The sequence below is a fragment of the Acinetobacter faecalis genome (genome assembly GCF_034187745.1).
Taxonomy (GTDB): Bacteria; Pseudomonadota; Gammaproteobacteria; order Pseudomonadales; family Moraxellaceae; genus Acinetobacter; species Acinetobacter faecalis.
This window is the reverse complement of record NZ_JAXHPF010000011.1, coordinates 1-23,858: the sequence shown is the minus strand read 5'-3', so window position 1 is coordinate 23,858 and position 23,858 is coordinate 1. Positions and strand designations below refer to the sequence as shown.

Sequence of the window (23,858 nt, the reverse complement as noted above, 5' to 3'; positions counted from 1 at the left end):
ATGAGTCAAAATTTAACGCCTCTACTCGAGGTCAAGAATCTGACTCGTGAATTTCCCGCAGGTGAAACAACCGTTCAGATTCTGAAAGGGGTAAATTTAGAAATTTACCCTGGCGAACTTGTTGCCATTGTAGGTCAGTCAGGTTCTGGTAAATCTACACTCATGAATATTCTTGGGTGTTTAGATCAGCCAACCGAAGGTAGCTACAAAGTTAGTGGACGTGAAACACGCGAACTAGAACCCGATGAACTTGCACAATTACGTCGTGAATATTTTGGCTTTATTTTTCAGCGCTATCACCTACTTGGCGATTTGAATGCAACAGGAAATGTGGAAGTTCCTGCAATTTACGCAGGTGCAGATGCACACGAACGCCAAGAACGTGCAAAACAATTATTATCAGATTTAGGTTTAGCCGATAAAACTCAAAATAGACCTAGCCAACTTTCAGGTGGTCAGCAACAACGTGTTTCTATTGCCCGTGCACTAATGAACGGTGGCGATGTTATTCTTGCAGATGAACCAACAGGTGCACTCGATAAGAATAGTGGTATTGAAGTGATGCGTATTTTACGTGAACTTAATGCCAAAGGTCACACCATCATTTTAGTTACACATGACCACAATGTTGCTAAAAATGCCACACGTATTATTGAAATTAGTGACGGAAATATTATTTCCGATCAAGCTAATACACCTGAAATTTCTGAAGATGAGGTACTAGAGAAACAAACTTTAGTTCGCGCACCACAAAAGAAAATTCCTGCATGGCGTTCTGTTGTAGATCGTTTGGGTGAAGCATTCCGTATGGCACTTTTAGCCATGAATGCACATCGCATGCGAACGTTCCTGACTATGCTCGGAATTATTATTGGTATTGCATCGGTGGTGTCTGTTGTTGCTTTAGGCAACGGCTCACAAAAGCAAATTTTACAAAACATTAGTAGCTTAGGTACCAACACCATCACCATTTATCAAGGTCGTGGTTTTGGTGATAACTCACGAGCCTCACAGGTTAAAACGCTTATTCCTGCAGATGGTGATGCGCTTTCAGAACAACCTTATGTAGATGGTGTGAGTCCATCTGTAAACTCGAGTGTAACAGCTCGCTTTAAAGATATTGAAGCTGCAACAACTGTAAATGGAGTAAGCGAAGACTTCTTTTATGTAAAAGGTTTAAGCTTTAAATCGGGTCAGGCTTTCGATAAAAACAGTGTTATTCAACAAGCACAAGATGTTGTAATTGATACCAATACTCAAAACAAGTTTTTTAGCGATGGTACCAATCCTGTCGGACAAGTTGTACTTTTAGGTAGCGTACCAAGCCGTATTATTGGTGTGGTAGATGCTCAAACAGGCATGATGGGAAATGCTGACAGCCTTAATGTATATCTTCCCTATTCAACTGTAATGAGTCGAATGTTAGGTCAATCTAACGTACGAAGCATTATTGTCCGAATTAAAGATGAATACCCAAGTCATGTCGCAGAAAATGCTATTTTAAGCTTACTTGAGCAACGTCACGGTGCTCAGGATGTATTTACGCAAAACTCTGACAGTATTCGTGAAACTATTCAGCAAACTACACAAACAATGACTTTGCTCATTTCAGCAATTGCGGTTATTTCGCTTATTGTTGGTGGTATTGGCGTAATGAATATTATGCTTGTTTCCGTAACAGAACGTACCCAAGAAATTGGGGTACGCATGGCTGTTGGCGCACGCCAAAGCGACATTTTGCAGCAATTCCTTATTGAAGCCATTTTGGTCTGTATTTTAGGCGGTATTTTAGGTGTTCTTTTATCTTTAGGGATTGGTCAACTTATTACGCATTTTGCAGGCGGATCATTCCAAATGGCATATTCAACAACGTCAATTGTTGCAGCCTTTGTATGCTCAAGCTTAATTGGTATTGTGTTTGGCTTTATTCCTGCACGCAACGCTGCTCAACTTAACCCTGTCGATGCACTCTCAAGAGAATAAGGAAATAATCATGCAAACACATTTAACTAAGCTTGCAAGTGCTTTAATTCTGAGTAGTTCATTGGTAGGTTGTGCTGCTTTGGTGAAATCACCTTATGAGCAACCGAATATTGCTACGCCATCTAGCTTTCAAAACTCAAAAAATGTAAGCAAACAAATTCATGCCGATACCTATGCAGATCAATGGTGGACTTTATTTAATGATGTTCAGCTAAACCAGTTGGTTGATAAAGTTCTTGCTGCAAATACTGATTTAGCGGTTGCAGGAATTAACTTACAACAAGCGCGAATTCAAGCAAAACAATCTCAAAGCCAACAAGGTATTCGCGTTGGTAATGCAGGCGCAAATATTGGACATCGCTTTAGTCTAGATGGTGATGGCGATTCTTCAAATGGTATTTCGCTGAGCTATCCTGGCTTAAGTTATGAGTTAGATTTATTTGGAAAACTTGCCAATCAAACTCAAGCTTCACGTTGGGAAGCTTTGGCTTCTGAACAAGACTTACAAGCGACAGCGCAAAGTTTAATTGCAACAACAGCTCAACTTTATTGGCAATTGGGCTATTTAAATGAGCGTCTTTCTGTTGCTAATCAAAACCTAGCAAGTACGCAAAAAACCTATGAATTGGTTCAAACCCAATACCGCGCAGGTGCAGTTTCAGGTTTAGATTTAACTTCCGCTGAACAAGCTGTTCAAAGTCAAAAAGCAAGTTTAAGCCAAATTGAACAGCAAAAAGTAGAAGCACGTACCGCTTTAGCTGTGCTTTTAAATATACCTGTTCAACAATTAAATATTAATGAACCTGCAAAATTACCTCAGTCTAAATTACCTGAAATTTCTTCCGGCTTGCCTGCTGAACTTTTATCACGTCGCCCTGACTTAAAAGCAACAGAATTACGTTTACGTAAAGCTTTAGCCAATAAAGATGCCAATAAAGCAAAATATTATCCATCTATTAGCTTAACAGGTAGCTTTTCAACTGGCGGCACAACCAATACATCACTTGCCCAAATTCTTTCAAATCCTACTGCTCTTTTAGGTGCAGGATTATCGCTTCCATTTTTACAATGGAATGATATGAAACGTGATTTAAAAGTAAATGAACTTGAATATGAAAAGTCGATTATTCAATATCGTCAAACAATGTATAAAGCATTTGCTGATGTTGAAAATGCTTTATCTGCACGTAATGAGTTAGATAAACAGGTTTCTTTGCAAGAACGTAATGTTCAACTTGCAGAAAAAACAGAACGTCTAACGCAAGTTCGTTATAACAACGGTGCAATTGCGTTGAAAAATTTATTGGATGCTCAAAAGACTGCACGTGAAGCACGATTGAATTTAGTTTCGACTAAGCAGAGCCAATACAATGCATATGTAACGTTAATGCAAGCTTTAGGTGGTAGCCCAATTAAGCAATTACCATAAAATTAAAGCCATAAAAAACGGTGCTTATGCACCGTTTTTTATACGTCATTTATAGTGAAATAGACTTATTCGCTATCCATCATTAACGATGCGCTCATACCTACAGTATTGTAGCCAGCATCTACGTATAAAATTTCGCCTGTAATACCATTTGCCCAAGGTGAACATAAGAATAATGCAGCATTACCAACATCTTCAATGGTTACGTTACGTTTAAGCGGTGCAACTTTTTCGTTAACATCTAACATTTTACGGAAAGATTTAATACCTGAAGCCGCAAGTGTACGAATAGGACCCGCAGAAATCGCGTTTACACGAATACCTTCTTCACCCAAGCTAGAAGCTAAATAACGTACGCCAGCTTCTAAAGATGCTTTTGCCATACCCATTACGTTGTAGTTAGGCATAACACGCTCAGAACCTTGGTAAGTAAGCGTTAATAAGCAACCTTGACGAGCAGCCAATAAAGGCTTAGCAGCACGCGCCATCGCAATGAAGCTATATGCACTAATGTCATGCGCAACTTTAAAACCGTCACGGTCAGTTACGTCTGTAAAGTCGCCATCTAAAGTATGTGCAGGTGCAAAACCAATTGAATGCACAAGACCATCTAAACCGTCCCAATGTTTTGCAAGTTCTGCAAAAGCACTGTCAATTTCAGCGTCAACGCCTACATCACAAGGAAATACTAAAGTTGAACCAAAGTGTGCAGCAAAATCATCTACACGTTTTTTTAGTTTTTCATTTGGGTAAGTAAAAGCTAACTCTGCGCCTTCACGATGAAGCGCTTCTGCAATACCAAATGCAATTGATAATTTGCTTGCAATACCTGCGATGAGGAAGCGTTTACCTGCTAATAATCCTTGTGCCATGAGACTCTCACTTAATATAATCTGTTCACATAATGCCTAAAATTTAGAAATTACTAAATTGCATAATGCATCTTTTTTCATTTCCCTTCATTTAAATATAAAAAACGCCCCTAATGTGGAGCGTTTTGTTTCTAATTTTTAAATTAGTCGTCGCTATTGAGCATGCCCAACAAGCGTAAGAATGAATAATACATCCAAACCAATGTTGCCAATAACGCAATTGCAGACAACCATTCCATTGCTTTAGGTGCACCTTGTGCTGCACCATTTTCAATTAAATCGAAATCTAAAATTAAATTTAAAGATGCAATTACTGCAACAAATGCAGCAAAACCAATACCTAATGGGCTAGTTTCGAATAAGAATGGAATACTTGAACCAAAAGCCATACGCATAACAAATTGCACAACAAATACAATGGCAATAGCAATTGATGCAGACATTACAACTGACTTGAATTTTTCAGTCGCACGCACAATTCGATATTTATACAAGCCAAACATAACAAAAGTGGTTACGAATGTTGCCAATAACGCTTGCAAAGGAACACCTGGATATTTCAATTGAAAAACAACCGAAATACCGCCTAAAAATGCACCTTCAAATAACGCATATGGAATAGCTAAAGTACGTGCTGTATTGGGTTTAAATGTTGCAATTAAGGCAAGAATTAAACCACCAATTGCACCAACCATTGCACCTGTATATGCAAGTGACAAATTAGCCGTCATAAAAACATAAAAGAAAAATGACACACCAACCACTGCCGAAATTACAGTAAGAAGTGTTGCTTTTTGAATAGCGCCTTGAATAGTCATCGGCTGAGAATAATCGTGTTGGATTTCAACACGCGTTAAAATAGGGTTATTACTTTGCATAAGAAAGCTCGTTTTTATAATTCATTATTCAATTTTATACCTAATCATCTTCATCAAAATGAACGACGTAAATATTTTTTGTAACATGTATAAATTATATCCATTTTTTAAACATCAGCCAATAAAAAAGAGGCCTTCGCCCCTTCCCTATTAAATCGATCAACAAATTAGTCTTTATTCATAATAAAGAAATATTGACGGTAGTATTTAAGCTCTGCAATTGAATCACGAATATCATCCATTGCTAAGTGTGATGCATTCTTTTTCAAACCACCCATAATTTCTGGGCGCCAGCGTTTTGCTAGTTCTTTCACAGAAGATACATCTAAATTACGATAATGGAAAAATTGTTCCAATTCAGGCATTAAACGGTGCATAAAACGACGGTCTTGGCAAATCGAGTTACCGCACATTGGAGATGTTTTTGGATCTACCCATTTCTTTAAGAATTCAAGCGTTTGTAGCTCTGCATCTCGTGCAGTCAGTTTACTACGACGCACACGCTCAATGAGACCAGATTGCCCATGTTGACGCGTATTCCATTCATCCATTGCATTCAGCTTAATTGGAGACTGATGAATAGCAAGCACAGGACCTTCTGCCAAAATATTTAAATTATCGTCTGTCACAATCGTCGCAATTTCAATAATTTCGTCGTTATCTGTATCTAGACCTGTCATTTCTAGGTCAATCCAAATGAGGCGTGTATCAGGCGTGCTGCTCATAAATGTGCAATCTTATTAGGCTTAAAAACAATATAGTAGCAAATTTCTCGAATGATAGCTGTAATTGCCCCCCTTCTTCGTGGTATTTTTGCCATATTAGATTCATGGTTTTTTAGGATATGAATGGCTTTAATTCGTAAACGACGCTTAACCGAGCAACAGCAACGTCGTATAGATAAACAACACAAAACACGTCAAGAAGATTTAGATACTTCAAATGATTTAGAAGGTCTAGTTGTTCAACATTATGGTCGACAACTTGAAGTACAAACGCTTTCGACTCCTGACGTACATCCTGAAAAACCAATTGTAAAAGATGGCGAACCTGAACCTTTTTGGAAAGCTATTGAGTTAGGTAGTGTTTGGCGTTGTCATACACGTACCAATTTAGAATTATTGGTAACTGGCGACCGCGTAAAATGGCAAGCCGACCCAATTACAGGTTTAGGCATTATTACTGCCATCCATCCTCGTCAATCTTTACTGACACGACCAGATCGTTACCATAAAGTGAAGCCTGTCGCGGCAAACATTAGTTTAATTGTGATTGTTTTTGCACCACTTCCTGAACCTGCTCCGGGTTTAATCGATCGTTATTTAGTAGCCTGTGCAGATGCCAAAATTCCTGCATTATTGGTACTTAATAAAACCGATTTACTCAAAGAAAATGATCCTATTCTAGACTTGGTAAAAGAATATCAAGATTTAGGCTATGAAATCATGCTCACTCAGTCTATGGACAATGTGTCTAAACTTGCAGAAAGATTAGCAGGTGAAACAGTTGCCTTTGTTGGTCAATCGGGTGTGGGTAAAAGCTCAATTATTAACACCATTGTTCCCGATGCAACGCAAAAGACCAATATCATTTCTGAAAACTCGGCACTTGGTCAGCACACAACAACATCTACCCGCCTCATTGGCTTTGGTGATGGTGCTGCGCTCATTGACTCACCGGGAATTCGTGAATTTGGTTTATGGCATTTAAATGCAGATAAAGTTCAAGAAGGCTTCCCTGAAATTGACAAACTTTTGGGTTATTGCCAATTCAGAAATTGCACACATAAACATGAAAAACAATGTGCGCTTCGTTTAGCTGTACAAAATGGTGAAATTCTGCCGCGTCGTTTAGACAGTTTTTTACGCTTAATTGATGAAATTGCTGAGGCTCAGCAAAAAAATTAATTTTAATTCAACAATAGCCCTTGAAGATGCGATTTTGATCGCCATATTTATAGGCTATACTCTTTGACAATATTAAATTGTAATTAGGTGATTTGTGGAACGTTGGTTCGAGTTTATGGGGAATCATCCCCTCTTATTTGGAACACTTGCTGTACTTGTAGTGTTGTTCTTTATTTTAGAAGGCCAACGTAATGGTCGTAAGATCTCTCCTCAATCTTTAGGCATTTTAGTTAAAGCTAAAAATGCAATGCTTGTAGATTTACGTGACGCTAAAGATTTCCGTGAAGGTCATATTAGTGGCAGCCGTAATATTCCTTACAGCAAAATTACAAGTCATGTTGAAGAGCTAAAAACAGCTGAACGCCCTATCGTGTTTATCTGTAATTTAGGTCAAGTTGCTGGTACTGCATTACAACAAGTAGGTCATGCAGATGCTTACCGTTTAGATGGCGGTATTAGCAATTGGAAAGCTCAAGGCTTACCACTGATTAAAGCAAAATAATTTACGACTCAGGAGCAAAATAGAATGGCTAAAGTGACTATTTATTCAACAAATTCATGTCCTTATTGCGTTCGTGCAAAACAACTTCTTGAGCGTAAAGGCATCGAATACAAAGAAATTAATTTATCACAAGAACCTGCTGAAGCACGTATTGAGTTGATGCAACGCACCAACCACCGCACTGTTCCACAGATTTTTATTGAAGATCAATTTATTGGTGGCTTTGACCAACTTTATGCTTTAGATCGTGAAGCGAAGTTAGACCACTTAGTCGCATAATTTTTTATAATTAACTTTGAAATATCAAGGATCCAATAATGAGTGAACAAGAAACTCAACCACAATTAGCATTAGAACGTATTTACACTAAAGATATTTCTTTTGAAGTACCTGGCGCTCATGTTTTCACAAAAGCATGGGAACCTGAATTAAGCATCAACCTTTCATCTTCTGCTGAAAAAATTGATGACACACATTTTGAAGTTGGTTTAAAAGTAATTGTTCAAGCAACAAATGCTGGCGAAACAGCTTTTATTGTTGATGTGACTCAATCTGGTATTTTCTTAGTAGATTCGGTTGAAGAAGAACGTCTTCCATATATTCTTGGTGCATACTGCCCGAACATTTTGTTCCCATTCTTACGCGAAGCTGTAAATGACATGGTAACAAAGGGTAGCTTCCCTCAATTACTTCTTACTCCAATCAACTTTGATGCAGAGTTTGAAGAAAATATGAAACGTGCTCAAGCTGCTGCTGCCGAAGGCAATGCATAAGCTTAAAGCTAAAAAAGACCGCTAAATGCGGTCTTTTTTTTGAAATAATGAAATGTTAAAACCGATACGCCTTATGTCCTTGTTTCTTAATTTCATCAAATTTTCTTGAAACCTGTTTCGCTTCATCTAATTTATTTTCTTGTACAAGCTTTTGTGCATGCTGAATTTCATTGAGTAAAAGATTAAATTGCGCTTCATAAGCAATAATCTTCGTATCTGTTTCTGCCAATTTTTTTAATTTTTTAGGCTTATTTTGCTTTGCCAATTGCGTTGCTTTTACCATTTCATCTAATGCTGTTTGTGCAAGCTCAACTGTTTGTGCTTTTTCAAATGCTTTTGAGTTTTTTGCTAAAGATTTCATTGCATCTTCAAGTGGTACAGCGTGTGCCACACCTATGAATAAAAATGTAGCACTAAATAATCCTACTTTTAAAAATTTGTTCATTCCTTTTCCTTTTGAGTTTGCACAAAAAATGCAGCCTAGGCTGCATTTAATATGGAATAAAATTTTAGAACTGTAATTTAAATACTAAAGATTAAAAATCTTCTTCTGTTTCAGGTTCACGATTTAAAGCATCATGAATTGCATCAACCAATTGCTGTGAAATTTCCTGTTTAGAGGCTTTTTCTAAATCACGTTTTTGCATTTGATAATGTTCTGCAAAAAATACGGTCATTGCATTTTCATCCGATGCAAAACCAATATCTACACGTGAAACATCATTGCATGCAATCATATCGAGTTTTTTAGCAACCAATTTTCCTGCTGCATATTCCTCAACATTACGTGTTTCAGCTGCAAAGCCGACCATAAATGGACGCTTTTCTTGCTGTGCAATGGTTGCCACAATATCAGGGTTTTTAATGAGTGAAATGTTCAGCTCATCGCCTGATTTTTTAATTTTATGTTCTGCAACTTCAGCCACACGGTAATCTGCAACGGCTGCTGTCGCAATAAAGATATCGCAACCTTCATCAAGCAACTGCATACTTGTATCTAACATTTTTACCGCAGATTGCACATTAATACGGCGCACGCCATTTGGTGTATCTAAACTCACAGGCCCTGCAATAAGCGTGACTTTTGCACCTGCCGCATAACATGCAGCAGCCAAAGAAAAGCCCATTTTCCCTGTACTATGATTTGAAATATAGCGAACAGGATCTATTGATTCTCGTGTAGGCCCTGCGGTAATCACCACATGCTTACCTGCCAACTGTCCGAATTTTTCAGCAATGGTGCGCTGTGCTTGATGAAAGTACTTAATCACTTGATAAGCAAGATCTTCAGGTTCAGGCATACGACCTAAACCAACATCACCACAAGCTTGAGCACCTGCATCAGGTATAATTACGTGTACGCCATCTTCAACAAGTGTGTTCAAATTTCTTTGTGTCGCTTTTGCAGCCCACATTTGCTGATTCATTGCAGGAGCAACCCAAACAGGCGCTTTAGTTGCTAAATATAATGTGGAAAGTAAATCATCTGCTAAACCTGCGGCAAATTTTGCTAAAGTGTCACAAGATGCAGGCGCAACAAGAATTAAATCTGCCCAACGTGCAAGTTCAATATGCCCCATTCCCGCTTCTGCTTCAGGGTTTAATAATTCGGTATGAACAGAATTACCTGACAAAGCTTGAAATGTGAGTGGCGTAACAAAAGCTTGTGCACCTTTGGTCATAACAACGCGAATATTAAAGCCCGCATCTTTTAAACGACGAACTAAAATTGCGCTTTTATACGCTGCAATACCGCCTGTTACAGCGACAATAATATTTTTATTTGGAATTACACTGAGGTCAAAACTCACGAACAGTTTACCTTTCTGTTGCAGTGGCGCTCACAATATCATTAAATATTAGCTTTCCCAAGTATGTGACTTGGAAAAATTACACACATTTATAATAAATAAGACTTAAAACAATGAATTTTTCTATTAAAAATTGGCCTGAACAAGAGCGCCCTCGTGAACGTTTAATCCAACAAGGTGCAGCAAGCTTATCTGATGCAGAATTACTCGCTATTTTTTTACGTTCAGGCTCACAGCAACACTCTGCGGTTGAATTGGCAAGAATATTAATTCAACATTTTGGTGATATTACGTCGTTATTAGATGCAACTTTGGAAGATGTTAAACATTTTCATGGAATAGGAAATACCAAATACGCACAGTTAATGGCAGTTAAAGAATTAGGTCGTCGTTATATTTCACAACACTTAAAACAAGAAAAATTAGAGCTCAGTAATTCTAAATTATTACTCGATTTTTTAAAATTTGAGCTTTTAGGCGAGGTTCAAGAAGTTTTTGCTGTTTTATGTTTAGATGCAAACCTACGTAAAATTGCATTTAAAAAGTTATTTTATGGATCGATTAATTCCTGTGAAATATCAATTAATCAGTTACTACGTTTCGCAATTAGCCATCACACCACATCTATAGTCATTGCACATAATCATCCATTTGGTTTAGCTCAACCATCAAATGCAGATTTATCACTTACACAACAAATAAGAAAAGCCTGTGAAATGGTCGAAATACAACTTATTGATCATTGTATTATTTCACCTAATGGTACATTTTCATTTGCAGAGCAAAAGCTTTTAACATTTGATTAAGCTTTTGTTAATAAGATTGACAATTCACTCTTTAACTACGAATATCAACTCAAAATAGTGATGATTCTAATAAATGATTGTTCGAGAACAAACGAGTATATTTAAGCTTTTATTTTCATGGAAAGGTACAATTTTACCTAAAGTTTTGCCACCTTTAGGCTTCGTAGTTTTACTTTCTACCATTATTGGTGGTCTATCTTATATTGGCTTTTTGAACTTTCCAGAATTACCACTTGTTGGTTTTACCTTAATTGGTGTTGTTCTTTCTATTTTCTTAGGCTTTAAAAACTCCGCATGTTATGACCGTTGGTGGGAAGCACGCAAACTTTGGGGCTTACTCATTGCAAATGCGCGCCACTTTGACCGAGATTGTCGTATGCTCAGCCAAGGTCGTCGTGAACGTGTTATTCATCATGTAATTGTCTTTGCAAATGTACTGCGCGATCGACTGCGCCATCAAACAGCCAACCCAACTGAACTTGTGGAAACGAGTGGTATGAGTCAGCAGGCTTTAACGCAACTCTATCAACAGGTGAATGCACCGCAATACACGTTAAGCCTGATTCAATGGGAGCTTATGCAAGCCCTAAAAGAAGGTGAAATTTCCGATATTATTTACACACAAATGAATGCGCATGTAACGGAACTCAGCTTAGTTCAAACAGGTTGTGACCGTATTGCAACCACGCCTTTACCTTTTGCTTATTCTGTTTTGTTAAACCGTACCGTTTATTTTTTCTGCTTTATGTTGCCATTTAGCTTGGGTTCAACATTAGGTTTAGCAACGCCACTTTTGGTGGGTATTTTGGCATATACATTTTTAGGTTTAGATGCTTTAAGTTCAGAAATTGAAGAACCTTTTGGCACACAAAGCAATGACTTACCTTTAGATGCAATGGTGAGAACTATTGAAATTGAACTTTTAGGAACCTTAGGTAAACCAACACCACCACCTATTCAGGCTCAAGATCACAATTTACTCTAAGTTGTTGATACTCCCCCTTATGAAACAATGTTTCTTATTTCCTATAAGAAGAAGATGTGCCTTCTCTTGCGCTATATATAGCTCAGGGAGAAGGTTGGGATGAGGGAAAGATAAATTAAGAAAAACTTTCCCAAATACCAACTTGCCCTTCTTTTAGACGAGGAATATTGCCTAATCTAATCCATGGCATATTGTCACCATGAAAGTCACTTCCTACAGAAACTTTCAAATTATATTCAGCAATCATTCTATCTACCATTTGGCGTGTTGATGCATGCTCAACTGCAGGCGGAAGCTCCACAGCATCACCACCAAATTTAGAAAATATTTCAATTAAATAACGAATATTCGTTGCAGATAAATCGTAACGTGTAGGATGTGCAAGTACAGCAAATCCACCACTTTGATGAATGACTTCAATGGTTTCTTGCAAGCCTAAACCATCAAATTTTACGTAGGCTTTTTTGCCTTCTTTAATATATTTATCGAACGCTTGTTGCGGACGGCTAACGTAACCTTTTTCAACTAATGTTTTTGCAATGTGAGTTCTTGTAATGCGGTCTGGGATGCTATCGACTTTTGCAATCACATCTAAATAAATATCTTCACCAATTAAAGGCGTAAGCAAATCGCAAATTTGTTTTGCTCGTTCTGCACGAATTATTTTTTGTTGTTCAAGTAGTTTATTTAAAGGTGCTGGATTTTGCATATTTAATGCAACCACATGAACACCATAAGATTTTTTAGTTGAAGGACGAGACCATTGGCTTGAAATTTCTACACCAGAAATAATTTTAAGTGCATTATTTTCTGCGGCTTTTTGTGCAAGAACCAAACCATCCATTGTATCGTGATCTGTTAAAGCCAATGTATGTATGCCTTTTTCTATGGCAGCATGCACAAGTTGCTCTGGAGACAAAGTTCCATCAGAAATATTACTATGTGTATGTAAATCTATGCCTTCCATCACTTATACTATGTCAATTATTTAATCAGATTCAGATACTTTAACATGAAAGCACTTTTAGACTTTGTGCCACTCATTATTTTCTTTTATTTATATAAAACTGTAGATCCTAAGAATACTGAGCATCCTCTTTTACAATTTATTGGATCTGCGGGTGGTGTAGATAACAATAATATTTTGGTTGCAACAACGGGTCTAATTATTTCAATGCTTGTTGTATACGGCGCTTTATTTGTTGCTCAAAAATTCCGTTTAGATAAACAACAATGGCTTGTTTTATTTATGACGGTTATTTTTGGTGGTATTACCTTAATACTTTCAGATGACTTTTATATTAAATTAAAAGCAGCATTACTTAATTTAGTATTCGCTGGTGTTTTCTTGCTTTCTCCATTTTTTACAAAAGACAAGAAACCACTTATCCAACGTTTATTTGGTTCTGTCTTAAATTTGAATGAAAAAGGCTGGAAAAATTTAAACTACGCTTGGACTGCAATGTTTGCAGTAATGTCATTTTTGCATGTATTTTTTGCTTTTATTTTCGCAAATGGAAAATATTGGGGTGAATTCACTGCATTTGGTGACATGATTGTGATGTTTTCCTTTATCATTATTCAGTTTATTGTATTAAGAAAATACTTTAAGACATCTGAGTAAGAATTTTATAAAAAAATTGGATTAAAAATATGCCATTATTCGTCCTAAGCTGTACAGATAACGAAGGTACAGTAGAAAAGCGTATAGCTACTCGTCCTGCGCATGTAGCGCGATTAGAACAATTAAATGATGAAGGTCGCTTAATTGTTGCAGGTGCATTACCTAAAGATCCAAACAATCCTCAAGCAGGTTTTTACGGCAGCACAATTATTGTCGATTTCGAAAGCCGTGAAGCAGTTGAAGCATGGGTGGCTGAAGAACCATTCTTAAAAGAAGGTATTTATAGTCATATTGACATTAAATCTTTCAATAAAGCATTTCCTAAAGGATAAGGTATATGCGTATCGTTGTTTCTAGTGCATTAAGTTTCACACTATTGTGTTCAACTGCTTGGGCGGTGGAACCAACTACCGAAGCAGCTCCATCTCAAAATGCTGCTGTTGTAGTCGCACAAAATCCTTTGCAGCCAATTCCTGCAAATAAACCAACGACTACGCGTAATCCTATTTCAGCAAATTCTCCGCAAGATATCGAAAATAGAAAGCTTACTGCTGAACAAATTGCAAAAAACAAAATGCTTCAAGAAGCGAAAGTAAAAGCTTTAGTGCATGATCAAACAACACGTTTACAGCAACTTGAAAAAGCCAATTTAGATGCTTTAACCCAAAACCAAGAATTACAGTTAAAAAATGATAATTTAGGTGTTCAGGTTCAAGTTCTACAAAGTGAACGCAGCGCACAAATGTTTTTATATGGCGCTACAACACTTGCAGTTGGTGTATTACTTGGCTTCTTAATTGCCAGCTATGTATATGCTAAACGTCGTCGTCAGTGGTAATTTAACTTTTAATATTCGATAAAAGGTTGTGTGGTTTTGTCTAACGCAATTCAAACTGCTGATCTCGATTGGCAACTTGTAGATGGAATTAATGTTCCTGTATCTAAACAATTTGGCGATATTTACTTCTCAAAAGATAATGGTCTTTTAGAAACTCGCCATGTGTTTTTAAACGGTAATGATTTACCAACACGCTTAGAAAATTTAAAAGATTTTGAATATTTTTGCGTAGGTGAAACAGGTTTTGGTACAGGTTTAAATATTCTTGCTTTATGGCAATTGTGGCAACAAGTCCGACCTAACAATCATAGTCATCTTCATGTTATTTCTGTAGAAAAATTCCCTCTAAAAAAAGAAGATTTAATTCAAGCTTTAAATGTTTGGCCCGAATTAAGAGATCTATCTTCTCAACTCATTGAGCAATATCCACTACCTATTGCAGGTTGTCATAGACTTTCATTTGCTAAAGAGCGTTTTTCTATAGATTTATGGCTAGGTGATGCATACGATATTTTTCCTATTATAGAAAAAACTTGTTCTGTAAATGCCTGGTTTTTAGATGGATTTGCACCCTCTTGCAACCCAGATATTTGGGAGCAACAAATTTTAAATAATATTGTTCGTCTTTCAGATGTTGGAACAACTTTTTCATCTTTCAGTGTTGCTGGTGTTCTTAAACGCGGTTTAAAACAAAATGGCATTAGTATTTCGCGCCCTCGTGGTTTTAAACATAAACGTGAAATGTTAAAAGGCATTTGGGAAGCGCCTGAAACTACAAATGAATTAGAAGAAGTAAGTGAACAAATAGCGAATTTACCGTCCAATTTAGATGTAACAGATTCAAAGAACAAGAAATCTCAATTTAAACAACGCCAAATTGCGATTATTGGCGCAGGAATAGCGGGTTTAAGTTCTGCTTGGGTATTTGCTAATCGTGGTCATAAAGTCACCATATACGACCAATCAGCGCCGCTTTCGGGTGGTTCGGGTAATCCTCTTGCGTTATTAAACCCAAAACTGTGCCCAATTGAACAAAGTTCAGAACATTTAATGACTTTGGCTTGGCAACACGCCATACGTCATTATCAATTTTTTAAAGCTTTTCGCCCAATTCAGGTTAATCAAATTGCGTTAAAAAATGCAGATGAGTTATTAGATTTAGCCAATCAATATCCACAAAATGTATTGATGGCTCAAATTAAAAATGAAGAATTAACAACTGAATATTCAAGCGTAAATTTATTACAAGCAGGTGCAGTTTCACCGCATCAATTACGTGATCAAATATTAGATCATGCTTTAATTCATTTTGAACAAGCTAAAATTACACGAATCAATCAAACAGAAAATGGCGTTGCTGTTTGGTCAAATGATGAATTATTAAATCGCTATGATCATGTGATTGTTTGTAGTGCGCGTAACAATGCAGATTTCTTTGAAAATCACCCTGTTTTAAAACCTATTCGTGGGCAAGTAAGTTGGGTAAATAACGAAAATCAGCCGTTACATATGCATCAAGCACAAAGTTATGGCGGTTATTGCATGCAACTCGATGCTCAACATTTAGTTTTGGGTGCATCTTTTTATCCAAATAGAGATGATAGCGACGTTTTATTGGAAGATCATGTTCATAACTATGATCTTATCCACAGTGTATTTCCTGAATATGCAGAAAATTTAGCGGATGTTTCGACTTGGCAAGGGCGCGCTTCTGTTCGTGCGCAAAGTCAGGACTACTTCCCTGTTCTTGGAAAGCTAAAATCTGAAGATGAAATTTATAGCTTTGCAGGTTTAGGTTCTAAAGGTTTTCTTTTTGCTCCTCTTTGTAGTGATATATTAGCAGCACAAATTTTAAGTGAAGCTTGCCCTGTTCCATCAGACTTAGTTAAAAAATTAAGTGCAACGCGCTTTCAAAAGAAATTGAAAATAAAAAAGCCTTACTTTAAGCCTCAGCCTTAAATTCATCTTTAAGAATAGTCTTTTAACATTCTTAGAATTTTAAAAATTTTCGTGACAAAAAAAGCGCCTTTCGGCGCTTTTTTATTTTTTAGCTTTTATACACCTTGTTCTAAAGGCAAGCCTGCATCACGAGCAGCACGTGTGCCACCCATTAATACAACATATTCACGCTGACTATCAAAGCCTTCTAATAATTCAGCAGCACGGGGTGCTTTACTACCACCACCACATAAAATGTAAATGGGTTGATCCGTTGCCACTTGAGTTAAACTATCTGCTGATAAGCTAGTAATGGGCTGATTAACAGCACCTTTAACGTGCGCTTCAGCAAACGCATTTGTATCTCGTACATCCCAGATAATTGAATTTTCTGGAAACTCAAATGTAGTAATATCTTGTTTACGGATCATTACGCACTCCTTTGATGTAAACAGCACTTGGCAAATGAAGAAAACATCCCTAGCATCTCAGATATTCTTTCCACTTGTAAAGGTCTAAAATATGCCATCTTTCGATATTGTTTCAGAATTAGAGATTTTTGAAGTAAATCATGCAGTTCAGAACACTGAAAAAGAAATTGCAACACGTTTCGATTTCCGTGGACAAGACGTAAAAATTGAATTGAGTGAAAAAAATAAAGAAATCAAAATTTCAACTGAAAGTGATTTCCAATGTGAACAAGTTTATAGCATGCTTGAAAATCACTTCTTTAAACGTAAAGTAGATATTCAAGCGCTTGATCCACAAAAAATGACTGCATCTGGTAAAAATGTCATTCAAATCATCAAACTTAAAGATGGTCTTGACTCAGATACTGCAAAAAAAATTAATAAAGCCATTAAAGAAAGTGGCATTAAAGCGCAATCTTCTATTCAAGGTGACAAAATTCGCGTGACAGATAAAAAACGCGATACTTTGCAACAAATTATGGCTTTCTTAAAAGAGCAACAATTTGGCGTACCTTTACAGTTCAATAACTTTAAAGATTAAGGCAGGATTGCCTAAAGAGGATACTCATGACTCAGACCAATCGCTTATCTAAACTTGTTAAAACGACCTCTAAATTTCCCAAAAGAGTTCGTAATGCTTTGTGGAGTCGAGCTTTTGGTCGAGTCGTGCCTATGGTAGGTACAGCAAAAGTTCAATATTTGGAAATGTTGCCTAATAAAGTTGTGGTTCAACTTGCGAATCACAAAGCTATGCAAAACCATATTGGACAAATTCATGCATGTGCAATGGCACTTATTGCGGAAACGGCAACAGGATTTGTAACAGCAATGAATGTTCCAGATACTGCAATTGTGCTCATTAAAAGCTTTAAGGTCGATTTTAAACGGCCAACTAAAGGTGCTATGACTGCTGTAGCTACTTTAACTGCCGAACAACAGCAGTTAATGCAAAGCACAGATAAAGGCGAAACTTTAGTGGCTGTATCTGTAACAGATGAAAGCAACGAAGAGCCTATTCAATGTGAAATGCTGTGGGCTTGGGTATCTAAAGATCAATTGAAAAAGAATTGATCTTTAAAATAAAAATCCCAGATTTATATCTGGGATTTTTTATGAATTACTTTTGATCTTCAGCAAATTTCTGCTTAACTTCTTCAGGAATTTGGCGTTTATTGCCTTTAACATCTACAGCAACAAAAGTAAAAACACCTTCAGTTACACGTTTTGCTTCACGTGAACTATCGTGACTATCCCAAACTTCAATTTGCATTTGAATTGATGTATTACCAACTTTTAGAATTTTGGTATAACAACTAATCACATCCCCTACTTTTACAGGGACAAGGAATGTCATTTGATTAATTGAAATTGTTGCACAGCGTCCTTTACTAAAACGCTCTGCATGAATTGCTCCAGCCAAATCCATTTGCGACACAATCCAACCACCAAATACATCACCACTCCAGTTTGTATCGGCTGGCATTGCAATTGTTTGAAGGGATAGAGTACCTTCAGGCTTTACGTAAGAATCTGACACGTTCTCTCCAATGTGTTTATTTGTTGGCATTTAGCTGTTGATCTAGCCATTCTTTTAGCTCGGTAGATCTTAATGCTCCGCTTATTCTAGCAATTTCGTTGGTTTTATTCATCAAAACCAAAGTCGGAATACTTCGAATATTAAATGCAGCACTTAATTTAGGGTTTGCTTCGGTATCAATTTTAGCAAAAACTACATTTGGATATAGCTTTGCAACTTGAGCAAAATGTGGCGCCATCATTTTACAAGGTCCACACCATTCTGCCCACAAATCAATCAAAATAGGTAAATCACTATGACTAATAAAATTACTAAAATTTTGTTCATTCAATTCTATTGGCATTAATGTAATTAATGCTTCGTGACACTGTCCACATGATGGATTTTGGAAAAAGTTTTCCTCAGGTACACGGTTCTTTGCTCCACATTCAGGGCATACAATAATCATTTAACGGACTCCTAAATGCTGTTGTAAAAATTCTAATTGAGTTGAAATTGCTTTTTCAAACCATTTACCATGAAAAATATCATAATGCTTCATATCCCACTCATGATATTCCACATATGGCGCAATATTTGTGACTGTTTCACGACTTGCCTCAATAGGAACAACACTATCTTCTAAAGCGGCTATAAATAAAACAGGAACCTTAATTTGTCGTACCACTTGTATTGGTCTATAGCGCATTAAACTAAAAAATGCTCTTGCAGGAATTTCACCACTCCAAAAATAATCTGTATTTAGAATAGATAAAAATCCTTCATAACTATCTTTAGATGGCATAAAACATAATTCGGATGTATCTACTACAGGAAGTGTTTTGGGCAACATTCCAACTTTAGCACCCATATAATCTTGAGTAGATATTTTTAGTGCTATTGATAATTGTTGTAGCGGATAACGTTTTACGCTTGCAGTTCCATCCACATAAGGAACTTGAGTAATGACTGCCTTAATATTTGCTAAAGTTGCCGCTAAAGATAAAACATAACCACCGCTTAAACCTGTACCCCATAAAATCATTCGCTCTGCATCTATAGATTGACGCTCGCTTAAATGAGAAATCATTGTTCGCCAATCTTCGAGCTGTGCTTTTAAAAATACTAATTCACGTGGTCGTCCTGTACTTCCGCCCCAATATCGATAATCAAATAAAACAACAGCATATCCAGTACGAGCAAATCGTTTCGCAAATTGAACCAACTTAAATTGTCTTAACGCTGCCAAACCGTGCGCCATAATAATAACAGGTGGTTTTTCTATATTTTTAGGATGATAAAAATCTGCTGCAATGACATCTTGCCCACTTTTTACATATAAGGGCTCTACGGTATAAGCGAACATATGCACTCCATTGCAATTTTTTAATTATCTATATGCATAAAAACTTAGCTTAAAATTAAAGAACAATGCGTTCCCTTTTCATCATAATGCTATCATAAAGCATAAATGTATTGATGAACTTATGGAGTAATGAAATGAGTGAAAATGTAGGTTTTGCAGGTCAAATTGCACCAGAACATATTTCTCAAGTGGTTGAAAAAGGTTTTAAATCTATTATTAATAACCGTCCAGATATGGAAGGTGGTCCTAGCCAACCAACAAGTGCTCTCATTGAAGAATCAGCTCGCTCTGCTGGCTTAGATTATGTTTATCAGCCTGTTGTTGCAGGTCAAATTACAGAATTAGATGTACGTGCTTTTGCTAATCATTATAACGAGTTACCTAAACCTGTTTTAATGTTCTGCCGTACGGGTAATCGCTCAAATAATTTATTTCAACTTGCAAAACAAATGGATTTATTGGATGACTAATCACGTCTTTAATAGACTTATTTGTTGTTTGATTTTTTGTTTTTCAACGGCAACTTTTGCCGAAAACGGTTTAAGTAAAGCCCTAACTAATAACGTTAGTGTTACAGGGCAAATGTCTTCGGAAAAGTTTAGTCAACTTATGCAACAAGGTTTTAAATCTGTTGTTGTGAATAGACCAGATGAAGAAGATGGCAATAAAGTTAAAGTAAGTGAATTAAGAGAAATTGCAGAACGTCAACATGTTAGTGTAATTTACCAACCTGTCATGAGCGGTAAAATTACTCAAACAGACATTCACGAATTTGCCAAATATTATAATGAGCTACCAAAACCTATTTTAATGGTTTGCCGAAGCGGAACTCGCTCTAGCGCATTATTCAATCAAGCAAAATCACAAGGCTTACTCCATGAATAAACTTCTTATCGTCCTACTTTGTTCTGCATCACTTTTTGGATGTAGCTCTATGGAACTTAAACCTACTGTTGGCATTAGTATGGGCACAACAATATAGTCTCTTTAAAACGGCAATTAATTGCCGTTTTTTTATTTACAAATAAGCATAATTACAACCGTTAAATATGGTATGAATACTATAAATTCTTTCAAATAATTTTATTTATTATGTATGACATCATTATTATTGGCGCTGGTACAGCAGGCATTGCGGCTTATAAAGAAGCCATTAAACACACACAAAACATTCTAATTATTAATGATGGCCCTTGGGATACAACCTGTGCCCGAGTAGGTTGCATGCCAAGCAAAGTCCTTATTTCTACGGCAAACCGTATGTATGATATTCAACATGCAGAAGAAGTTTCACTCAATGTAGAAAGTAAAATAGATACTTCAAATGTAATGTCGCATGTTCGACAATTACGAGATCGTTTTACAGCAGCGACCATTAGAGATGTGAATAGTTGGCCAAGTGAAAATAAAATTTCAGGCAAAGCATCATTTAAAAATGCCAATACAATTCTAGTGAATAATACAGAATATCAAGCAAAGTCCTTTATTCTTGCAGTTGGTTCTACGCCTACATTTGATCAGAAATGGAAAGATGAATTAGGTGAACATTTAATTACTTCAGATCAAGTTTTTGAATTAGAAACACTTCCTAAATCTATTGCGGTCATTGGTAGTGGCGTAATTGCGATTGAACTTGCACAAGCTATGCATCGCTTAGGTGTGCATACAACAGTATTCGCTAGAAGTAGAAAAGTAGGTGCTTTAACAAGTCCAAACTTACAAGAGCTTGCACAACAAACTCTTAGCAAAGAACTTAATATCAAGTTTGAAGTTCTACCAGATTCAGTCAATAAAACTGAGAATGGTGTGAATATTCAATTTACAGAAAATAATGAATCTAAAAATATAAATGTTGAATTTCTACTTGTTGCTACAGGTCGAAAAAGTTACTTAAACACTTTAAATTTAAGCAGTATTTCAAAAGATTTTAAAGATATTAGAAGCCTACCTGTTCACAGTGAAACCAAACAACTCGCAGATTTCCCAATATTTATTACAGGGGATGCACTCACAACCACCCCACTTCAACATGAAGCTGCCAACGAAGGCAGAGGTTCTGTTCATAACTGTTTAAATTATCCACAAGTGAAAAATATTAAGACACTAACTTCTTTAGGAATTGTGTTCAGCTCTCCTGAAATGGCAACAGCAGGACAAAGCTTTAAACAGTTAAAACAACAAAACATCGATTTTATTACAGGTTTTGTTTCTTACGAAAAACAAGGGCGTGCAATTGTTTTAGGTAAAAATAAAGGAGCCATTGAAGTTTATATTGATAAAAAATCAAGAAAGCTTTTAGGTGCAGAACTTTTTGTAGATTCAGCAGAACATATTGCACACTTACTTTCTTGGATGATTCATCAAGATATAACTTTAGATGAAGTACTTAATCAAGCTTATTACCATCCAACATTAGAAGAAGGCTTAAGAACTGCGTTTAAACATGCTCGACGTCAGCTAAATGCGGCTCATTAACTTTAGTTTGTGTTGATATAACATTCACAAAGCGTTGGTGATGTGCAATAAAACGCACTAGCCAACGCTGAGCAGCGAGTAACTCAATAGTTTGTGATGCACTAAGATGATTAGAAGCTGCATATTCATGTATAGTTTCACGAATTTGATCTCGATGCTCTTCATTCCATTTTTTTAAATGAAGTAGTTCAGACAATAGACTTTTATTTTTTGAACTATCACTTAAATTTAAAGCATGATGAATATCTTCGCCCAAAATATCTAAATAATCTAAAGCAATTTGAAACAATGCAGGTTGAGTTCTAAGTTGTTTAACATATGCCATCTGCTCAATATCGCTTCTAAAAACTTTCAAATACACCATTATTCTAAGTAACTGAAACAAATCATATTGATCTTTACTTTTTTCAACAACAATAATTTTAGATAAGTATTCTTCTAGTCTTTCGATTAATACATCTTGTTGCTTAATTTGTTGTGCTGATGGTATATGCCCCTCTTTTAATCCTGAGGCAATCCAATTAAGTTGTAATGATATTGATTGAAAAATCACATTTTTAGCATTTGCAATCGCAACACTTGGAAATGACAAACTAGAATCATCTAAATAAGTCAAAAGTGCATCTTCATCACTTGGAATTAGTTTATAGATTAAGGCTTTAACCTGTTCTAAAAACGGCATAAATAATAATGCTCCACACAGACTAAATACTGTATGGAATGCAGCAACAATAATAACCTGCTCAAAACTACTAATGAATTTTATATTGCCATATTCCCATAAAATCATGGGTACCAGAATAAAAAATGCAAAAATTGCAGCAATAACATTAAAAAGCAAATGTGATAAAGCCGTACGTTTTGCATTCGCAGTTGTACTTAATGATGCTAAAATTGCCGTTGCAACCGTACCTATATTTTGTCCAATAATTAAAAATAGTGCCTGTTCAAGCTGGATCATCTGACTTGCTAAAGCGGCAATAGTTGTTGTAATTGCAGCACTTGAAGACTGCAAGATAATCGTCATGATTAATCCGACAAGAACTAGCAACAATTTAGCAAAAAATGTAGAAGTCGTAAAAATTGATAAATCTATCTGTTTAGATAGATCGGCCATCGCAATCTGTAATAGCTCAATTCCATAAAAAATCAAACCAAAACCAGCAAGAACCAAGCCCAATAAAGACCAACGTGCACCACCTAGAACTTTTAATAAAGCTCCCAATGCAATAAAAGGTAAAGCAAATTGACCTATTGAGAATTTAACACCCAGTAAAGCAACCATCCACCCTGTACTTGTTGTTCCTATGTTTGCACCAACAATAACGCCAATGGATTGTGAAAAGGTTAATACGCCTGCACTTACAAAACCAATTGTTGCCAGTGTAGTCGCTGTAGATGATTGAACGATCAATGTGAAGATTATGCCGGAATTTATGGCTTTAATTGGTGAACCTGTAAATTTGGATAACCATTGACGTAAAGATGTTCCCGCAATTTCTTTTAGGCTATCGGTCATTAATGTCATGCCAAGAAGGAATAAACCAATTCCTCCTAAAAGTTGTAACACCCCATCAAACACAGATCAGCCTTTATAATATTTATAAATATTAATTATTTAATCACACTTTGATCAGTTTCAAAAGCAATCAAATTAGTTATTAGCACGATGATTCACTATTATC

Annotated in this window: 28 protein-coding genes; 17 read left to right on the top strand and 11 right to left on the bottom strand. The window is 36.4% G+C overall.

Translation table 11 applies throughout. The features are described 5' to 3' along the window. The gene (locus SKM54_RS11220) at window positions 1-1,983 is read left to right on the top strand and encodes a MacB family efflux pump subunit (RefSeq protein WP_321095372.1); all 1,983 of its coding nucleotides are present in this window, start codon (window positions 1-3) and stop codon (window positions 1,981-1,983) included. Between the two features lie 10 nt (window positions 1,984-1,993). After that, window positions 1,994-3,412 carry an efflux transporter outer membrane subunit gene (locus tag SKM54_RS11215; RefSeq protein WP_321095371.1) on the top strand — a complete coding sequence of 473 codons (1,419 nt, stop codon included), beginning with the start codon at window positions 1,994-1,996 and terminating at the stop codon, window positions 3,410-3,412. Window positions 3,413-3,477: 65 nt separating this feature from the next. Here the strand turns inward: SKM54_RS11215 and SKM54_RS11210 are convergent, their stop codons facing one another. The 3 genes from SKM54_RS11210 to orn form a co-directional block, all read right to left on the bottom strand. Beyond that, window positions 3,478-4,284: an enoyl-ACP reductase FabI gene (locus SKM54_RS11210; RefSeq protein ID WP_154772089.1), complete on the bottom strand. Its 807-nt coding sequence runs from the start codon at window positions 4,282-4,284 to the stop codon at window positions 3,478-3,480. Between the two features lie 143 nt (window positions 4,285-4,427). Then, a complete protein-coding gene (locus tag SKM54_RS11205) occupies window positions 4,428-5,162 on the bottom strand; it encodes a Bax inhibitor-1/YccA family protein (protein WP_321088712.1) in 735 nt (244 codons plus the stop codon). Window positions 5,163-5,329: 167 nt separating this feature from the next. Further along, window positions 5,330-5,887: an oligoribonuclease gene (gene orn / locus SKM54_RS11200; protein ID WP_154772087.1), complete on the bottom strand. Its 558-nt coding sequence runs from the start codon at window positions 5,885-5,887 to the stop codon at window positions 5,330-5,332. Window positions 5,888-6,010: 123 nt separating this feature from the next. Between orn and rsgA the strand changes: the two genes are divergently transcribed. From rsgA to secB, 4 genes are all read left to right on the top strand, one after another. Further along, complete coding sequence (rsgA, locus tag SKM54_RS11195; protein WP_321095370.1) at window positions 6,011-7,069, top strand: ribosome small subunit-dependent GTPase A; 1,059 nt, start codon at window positions 6,011-6,013, stop codon at window positions 7,067-7,069. 94 nt (window positions 7,070-7,163) lie between these two features. Further along, a complete protein-coding gene (locus SKM54_RS11190) occupies window positions 7,164-7,571 on the top strand; it encodes a rhodanese-like domain-containing protein (RefSeq protein WP_171501208.1) in 408 nt (135 codons plus the stop codon). A gap of 24 nt (window positions 7,572-7,595) precedes the next feature. Beyond that, window positions 7,596-7,850 (top strand): glutaredoxin 3, encoded by a 255-nt coding sequence (gene grxC / locus SKM54_RS11185; RefSeq protein WP_154772085.1) that lies wholly within the window; start codon window positions 7,596-7,598, stop codon window positions 7,848-7,850. A gap of 38 nt (window positions 7,851-7,888) precedes the next feature. Beyond that, complete coding sequence (gene secB / locus SKM54_RS11180; protein ID WP_154772084.1) at window positions 7,889-8,344, top strand: protein-export chaperone SecB; 456 nt, start codon at window positions 7,889-7,891, stop codon at window positions 8,342-8,344. Window positions 8,345-8,399: 55 nt separating this feature from the next. Here secB and SKM54_RS11175 read toward each other — a convergent pair whose 3' ends face one another. Together SKM54_RS11175 and coaBC are read right to left on the bottom strand one after the other, a co-directional pair. Then, window positions 8,400-8,789: a cytochrome b562 gene (locus tag SKM54_RS11175; RefSeq protein ID WP_321095369.1), complete on the bottom strand. Its 390-nt coding sequence runs from the start codon at window positions 8,787-8,789 to the stop codon at window positions 8,400-8,402. Between the two features lie 91 nt (window positions 8,790-8,880). Next, window positions 8,881-10,155: a bifunctional phosphopantothenoylcysteine decarboxylase/phosphopantothenate--cysteine ligase CoaBC gene (gene coaBC, locus SKM54_RS11170; RefSeq protein WP_321095368.1), complete on the bottom strand. Its 1,275-nt coding sequence runs from the start codon at window positions 10,153-10,155 to the stop codon at window positions 8,881-8,883. Window positions 10,156-10,268: 113 nt separating this feature from the next. Here coaBC and radC point away from each other — a divergent pair, with 113 nt between their 5' ends. Together radC and SKM54_RS11160 are read left to right on the top strand one after the other, a co-directional pair. Then, a complete protein-coding gene (radC, locus tag SKM54_RS11165) occupies window positions 10,269-10,961 on the top strand; it encodes a RadC family protein (RefSeq protein WP_154772081.1) in 693 nt (230 codons plus the stop codon). A 73-nt stretch (window positions 10,962-11,034) separates the two neighbouring features. Next, entirely contained in the window at window positions 11,035-11,946 is a 912-nt protein-coding gene (locus SKM54_RS11160) for a bestrophin family protein (RefSeq protein WP_154772080.1), read from the top strand. A gap of 115 nt (window positions 11,947-12,061) precedes the next feature. Here the strand turns inward: SKM54_RS11160 and SKM54_RS11155 are convergent, their stop codons facing one another. Next, window positions 12,062-12,913 (bottom strand): PHP domain-containing protein, encoded by an 852-nt coding sequence (locus tag SKM54_RS11155; RefSeq protein WP_321095367.1) that lies wholly within the window; start codon window positions 12,911-12,913, stop codon window positions 12,062-12,064. A gap of 45 nt (window positions 12,914-12,958) precedes the next feature. Between SKM54_RS11155 and SKM54_RS11150 the strand changes: the two genes are divergently transcribed. From SKM54_RS11150 to mnmC, 4 genes are read left to right on the top strand one after another with little or no spacing between them, the layout of a single operon-like run. Then, on the top strand, window positions 12,959-13,570 hold the full coding sequence (locus SKM54_RS11150) for a septation protein IspZ (RefSeq protein WP_154772079.1): 612 nt from the start codon (window positions 12,959-12,961) through the stop codon (window positions 13,568-13,570). 29 nt (window positions 13,571-13,599) lie between these two features. Beyond that, entirely contained in the window at window positions 13,600-13,902 is a 303-nt protein-coding gene (locus SKM54_RS11145; protein WP_248101582.1) for a YciI family protein, read from the top strand. Window positions 13,903-13,907: 5 nt separating this feature from the next. Continuing rightward, complete coding sequence (locus tag SKM54_RS11140) at window positions 13,908-14,408, top strand: hypothetical protein (protein WP_321088716.1); 501 nt, start codon at window positions 13,908-13,910, stop codon at window positions 14,406-14,408. Window positions 14,409-14,444: 36 nt separating this feature from the next. After that, entirely contained in the window at window positions 14,445-16,367 is a 1,923-nt protein-coding gene (gene mnmC, locus SKM54_RS11135; protein WP_321095366.1) for an FAD-dependent 5-carboxymethylaminomethyl-2-thiouridine(34) oxidoreductase MnmC, read from the top strand. Window positions 16,368-16,462: 95 nt separating this feature from the next. Here the strand turns inward: mnmC and SKM54_RS11130 are convergent, their stop codons facing one another. Further along, window positions 16,463-16,777, bottom strand: coding sequence for a rhodanese-like domain-containing protein (locus SKM54_RS11130; protein WP_321095365.1), 315 nt, complete (start codon window positions 16,775-16,777; stop codon window positions 16,463-16,465). A gap of 91 nt (window positions 16,778-16,868) precedes the next feature. On the opposite strand from SKM54_RS11130, the gene SKM54_RS11125 reads away from it, so the two are divergent. Together SKM54_RS11125 and SKM54_RS11120 are read left to right on the top strand one after the other, a co-directional pair. Then, entirely contained in the window at window positions 16,869-17,357 is a 489-nt protein-coding gene (locus tag SKM54_RS11125; RefSeq protein ID WP_154772074.1) for a YajQ family cyclic di-GMP-binding protein, read from the top strand. Window positions 17,358-17,383: 26 nt separating this feature from the next. Then, a complete protein-coding gene (locus SKM54_RS11120; protein ID WP_154772073.1) occupies window positions 17,384-17,887 on the top strand; it encodes a DUF4442 domain-containing protein in 504 nt (167 codons plus the stop codon). Between the two features lie 46 nt (window positions 17,888-17,933). Here SKM54_RS11120 and SKM54_RS11115 read toward each other — a convergent pair whose 3' ends face one another. The 3 genes from SKM54_RS11115 to SKM54_RS11105 are packed head-to-tail and all read right to left on the bottom strand — an operon-like array spanning window position 17,934 to window position 19,698. Further along, the gene (locus tag SKM54_RS11115; protein WP_171501206.1) at window positions 17,934-18,353 is read right to left on the bottom strand and encodes an acyl-CoA thioesterase; all 420 of its coding nucleotides are present in this window, start codon (window positions 18,351-18,353) and stop codon (window positions 17,934-17,936) included. Between the two features lie 16 nt (window positions 18,354-18,369). Further along, on the bottom strand, window positions 18,370-18,801 hold the full coding sequence (gene trxC, locus SKM54_RS11110; protein ID WP_321095364.1) for a thioredoxin TrxC: 432 nt from the start codon (window positions 18,799-18,801) through the stop codon (window positions 18,370-18,372). Beyond that, window positions 18,802-19,698 (bottom strand): alpha/beta hydrolase, encoded by an 897-nt coding sequence (locus tag SKM54_RS11105; RefSeq protein ID WP_321095363.1) that lies wholly within the window; start codon window positions 19,696-19,698, stop codon window positions 18,802-18,804. A 134-nt stretch (window positions 19,699-19,832) separates the two neighbouring features. Here SKM54_RS11105 and SKM54_RS11100 point away from each other — a divergent pair, with 134 nt between their 5' ends. From SKM54_RS11100 to SKM54_RS11090, 3 genes are all read left to right on the top strand, one after another. Further along, complete coding sequence (locus tag SKM54_RS11100; RefSeq protein ID WP_248101596.1) at window positions 19,833-20,168, top strand: TIGR01244 family sulfur transferase; 336 nt, start codon at window positions 19,833-19,835, stop codon at window positions 20,166-20,168. Then, a complete protein-coding gene (locus tag SKM54_RS11095; RefSeq protein ID WP_154772069.1) occupies window positions 20,161-20,583 on the top strand; it encodes a beta-lactamase hydrolase domain-containing protein in 423 nt (140 codons plus the stop codon). The genes SKM54_RS11100 and SKM54_RS11095 overlap by 8 nt, the downstream gene beginning before the upstream one ends. 207 nt (window positions 20,584-20,790) lie before the next feature. Next, entirely contained in the window at window positions 20,791-22,173 is a 1,383-nt protein-coding gene (locus SKM54_RS11090) for a dihydrolipoyl dehydrogenase (RefSeq protein ID WP_321095362.1), read from the top strand. On the opposite strand, the gene SKM54_RS11085 is transcribed toward SKM54_RS11090, so the two are convergent. Beyond that, entirely contained in the window at window positions 22,136-23,755 is a 1,620-nt protein-coding gene (locus SKM54_RS11085; protein ID WP_321095361.1) for a Na/Pi cotransporter family protein, read from the bottom strand. The genes SKM54_RS11090 and SKM54_RS11085 overlap by 38 nt on opposite strands. Window positions 23,756-23,858: the final 103 nt, after the last annotated feature.

What these genes read in the sequence shown, in the direction of transcription:
- SKM54_RS11220 (WP_321095372.1), top strand. Translation starts at nt 1, where the DNA reads ATGAGTCAAAATTTAACGCCTCTACTCGAGGTCAAGAATCTGACTCGT.
- SKM54_RS11140 (WP_321088716.1), top strand. Translation starts at nt 13,908, where the DNA reads ATGCGTATCGTTGTTTCTAGTGCATTAAGTTTCACACTATTGTGTTCA.
- SKM54_RS11150 (WP_154772079.1), top strand. Translation starts at nt 12,959, where the DNA reads ATGAAAGCACTTTTAGACTTTGTGCCACTCATTATTTTCTTTTATTTA.
- radC (WP_154772081.1), top strand. Translation starts at nt 10,269, where the DNA reads ATGAATTTTTCTATTAAAAATTGGCCTGAACAAGAGCGCCCTCGTGAA.
- SKM54_RS11160 (WP_154772080.1), top strand. Translation starts at nt 11,035, where the DNA reads ATGATTGTTCGAGAACAAACGAGTATATTTAAGCTTTTATTTTCATGG.
- SKM54_RS11175 (WP_321095369.1), bottom strand. Translation starts at nt 8,789, where the DNA reads ATGAACAAATTTTTAAAAGTAGGATTATTTAGTGCTACATTTTTATTC.
- SKM54_RS11155 (WP_321095367.1), bottom strand. Translation starts at nt 12,913, where the DNA reads ATGGAAGGCATAGATTTACATACACATAGTAATATTTCTGATGGAACT.
- SKM54_RS11105 (WP_321095363.1), bottom strand. Translation starts at nt 19,698, where the DNA reads ATGTTCGCTTATACCGTAGAGCCCTTATATGTAAAAAGTGGGCAAGAT.
- SKM54_RS11145 (WP_248101582.1), top strand. Translation starts at nt 13,600, where the DNA reads ATGCCATTATTCGTCCTAAGCTGTACAGATAACGAAGGTACAGTAGAA.
- rsgA (WP_321095370.1), top strand. Translation starts at nt 6,011, where the DNA reads ATGGCTTTAATTCGTAAACGACGCTTAACCGAGCAACAGCAACGTCGT.
- SKM54_RS11215 (WP_321095371.1), top strand. Translation starts at nt 1,994, where the DNA reads ATGCAAACACATTTAACTAAGCTTGCAAGTGCTTTAATTCTGAGTAGT.
- SKM54_RS11125 (WP_154772074.1), top strand. Translation starts at nt 16,869, where the DNA reads ATGCCATCTTTCGATATTGTTTCAGAATTAGAGATTTTTGAAGTAAAT.
- SKM54_RS11130 (WP_321095365.1), bottom strand. Translation starts at nt 16,777, where the DNA reads ATGATCCGTAAACAAGATATTACTACATTTGAGTTTCCAGAAAATTCA.
- SKM54_RS11210 (WP_154772089.1), bottom strand. Translation starts at nt 4,284, where the DNA reads ATGGCACAAGGATTATTAGCAGGTAAACGCTTCCTCATCGCAGGTATT.
- SKM54_RS11205 (WP_321088712.1), bottom strand. Translation starts at nt 5,162, where the DNA reads ATGCAAAGTAATAACCCTATTTTAACGCGTGTTGAAATCCAACACGAT.
- secB (WP_154772084.1), top strand. Translation starts at nt 7,889, where the DNA reads ATGAGTGAACAAGAAACTCAACCACAATTAGCATTAGAACGTATTTAC.
- SKM54_RS11120 (WP_154772073.1), top strand. Translation starts at nt 17,384, where the DNA reads ATGACTCAGACCAATCGCTTATCTAAACTTGTTAAAACGACCTCTAAA.
- trxC (WP_321095364.1), bottom strand. Translation starts at nt 18,801, where the DNA reads ATGATTATTGTATGCCCTGAATGTGGAGCAAAGAACCGTGTACCTGAG.
- SKM54_RS11090 (WP_321095362.1), top strand. Translation starts at nt 20,791, where the DNA reads ATGTATGACATCATTATTATTGGCGCTGGTACAGCAGGCATTGCGGCT.
- SKM54_RS11100 (WP_248101596.1), top strand. Translation starts at nt 19,833, where the DNA reads ATGAGTGAAAATGTAGGTTTTGCAGGTCAAATTGCACCAGAACATATT.
- grxC (WP_154772085.1), top strand. Translation starts at nt 7,596, where the DNA reads ATGGCTAAAGTGACTATTTATTCAACAAATTCATGTCCTTATTGCGTT.
- SKM54_RS11095 (WP_154772069.1), top strand. Translation starts at nt 20,161, where the DNA reads ATGACTAATCACGTCTTTAATAGACTTATTTGTTGTTTGATTTTTTGT.
- orn (WP_154772087.1), bottom strand. Translation starts at nt 5,887, where the DNA reads ATGAGCAGCACGCCTGATACACGCCTCATTTGGATTGACCTAGAAATG.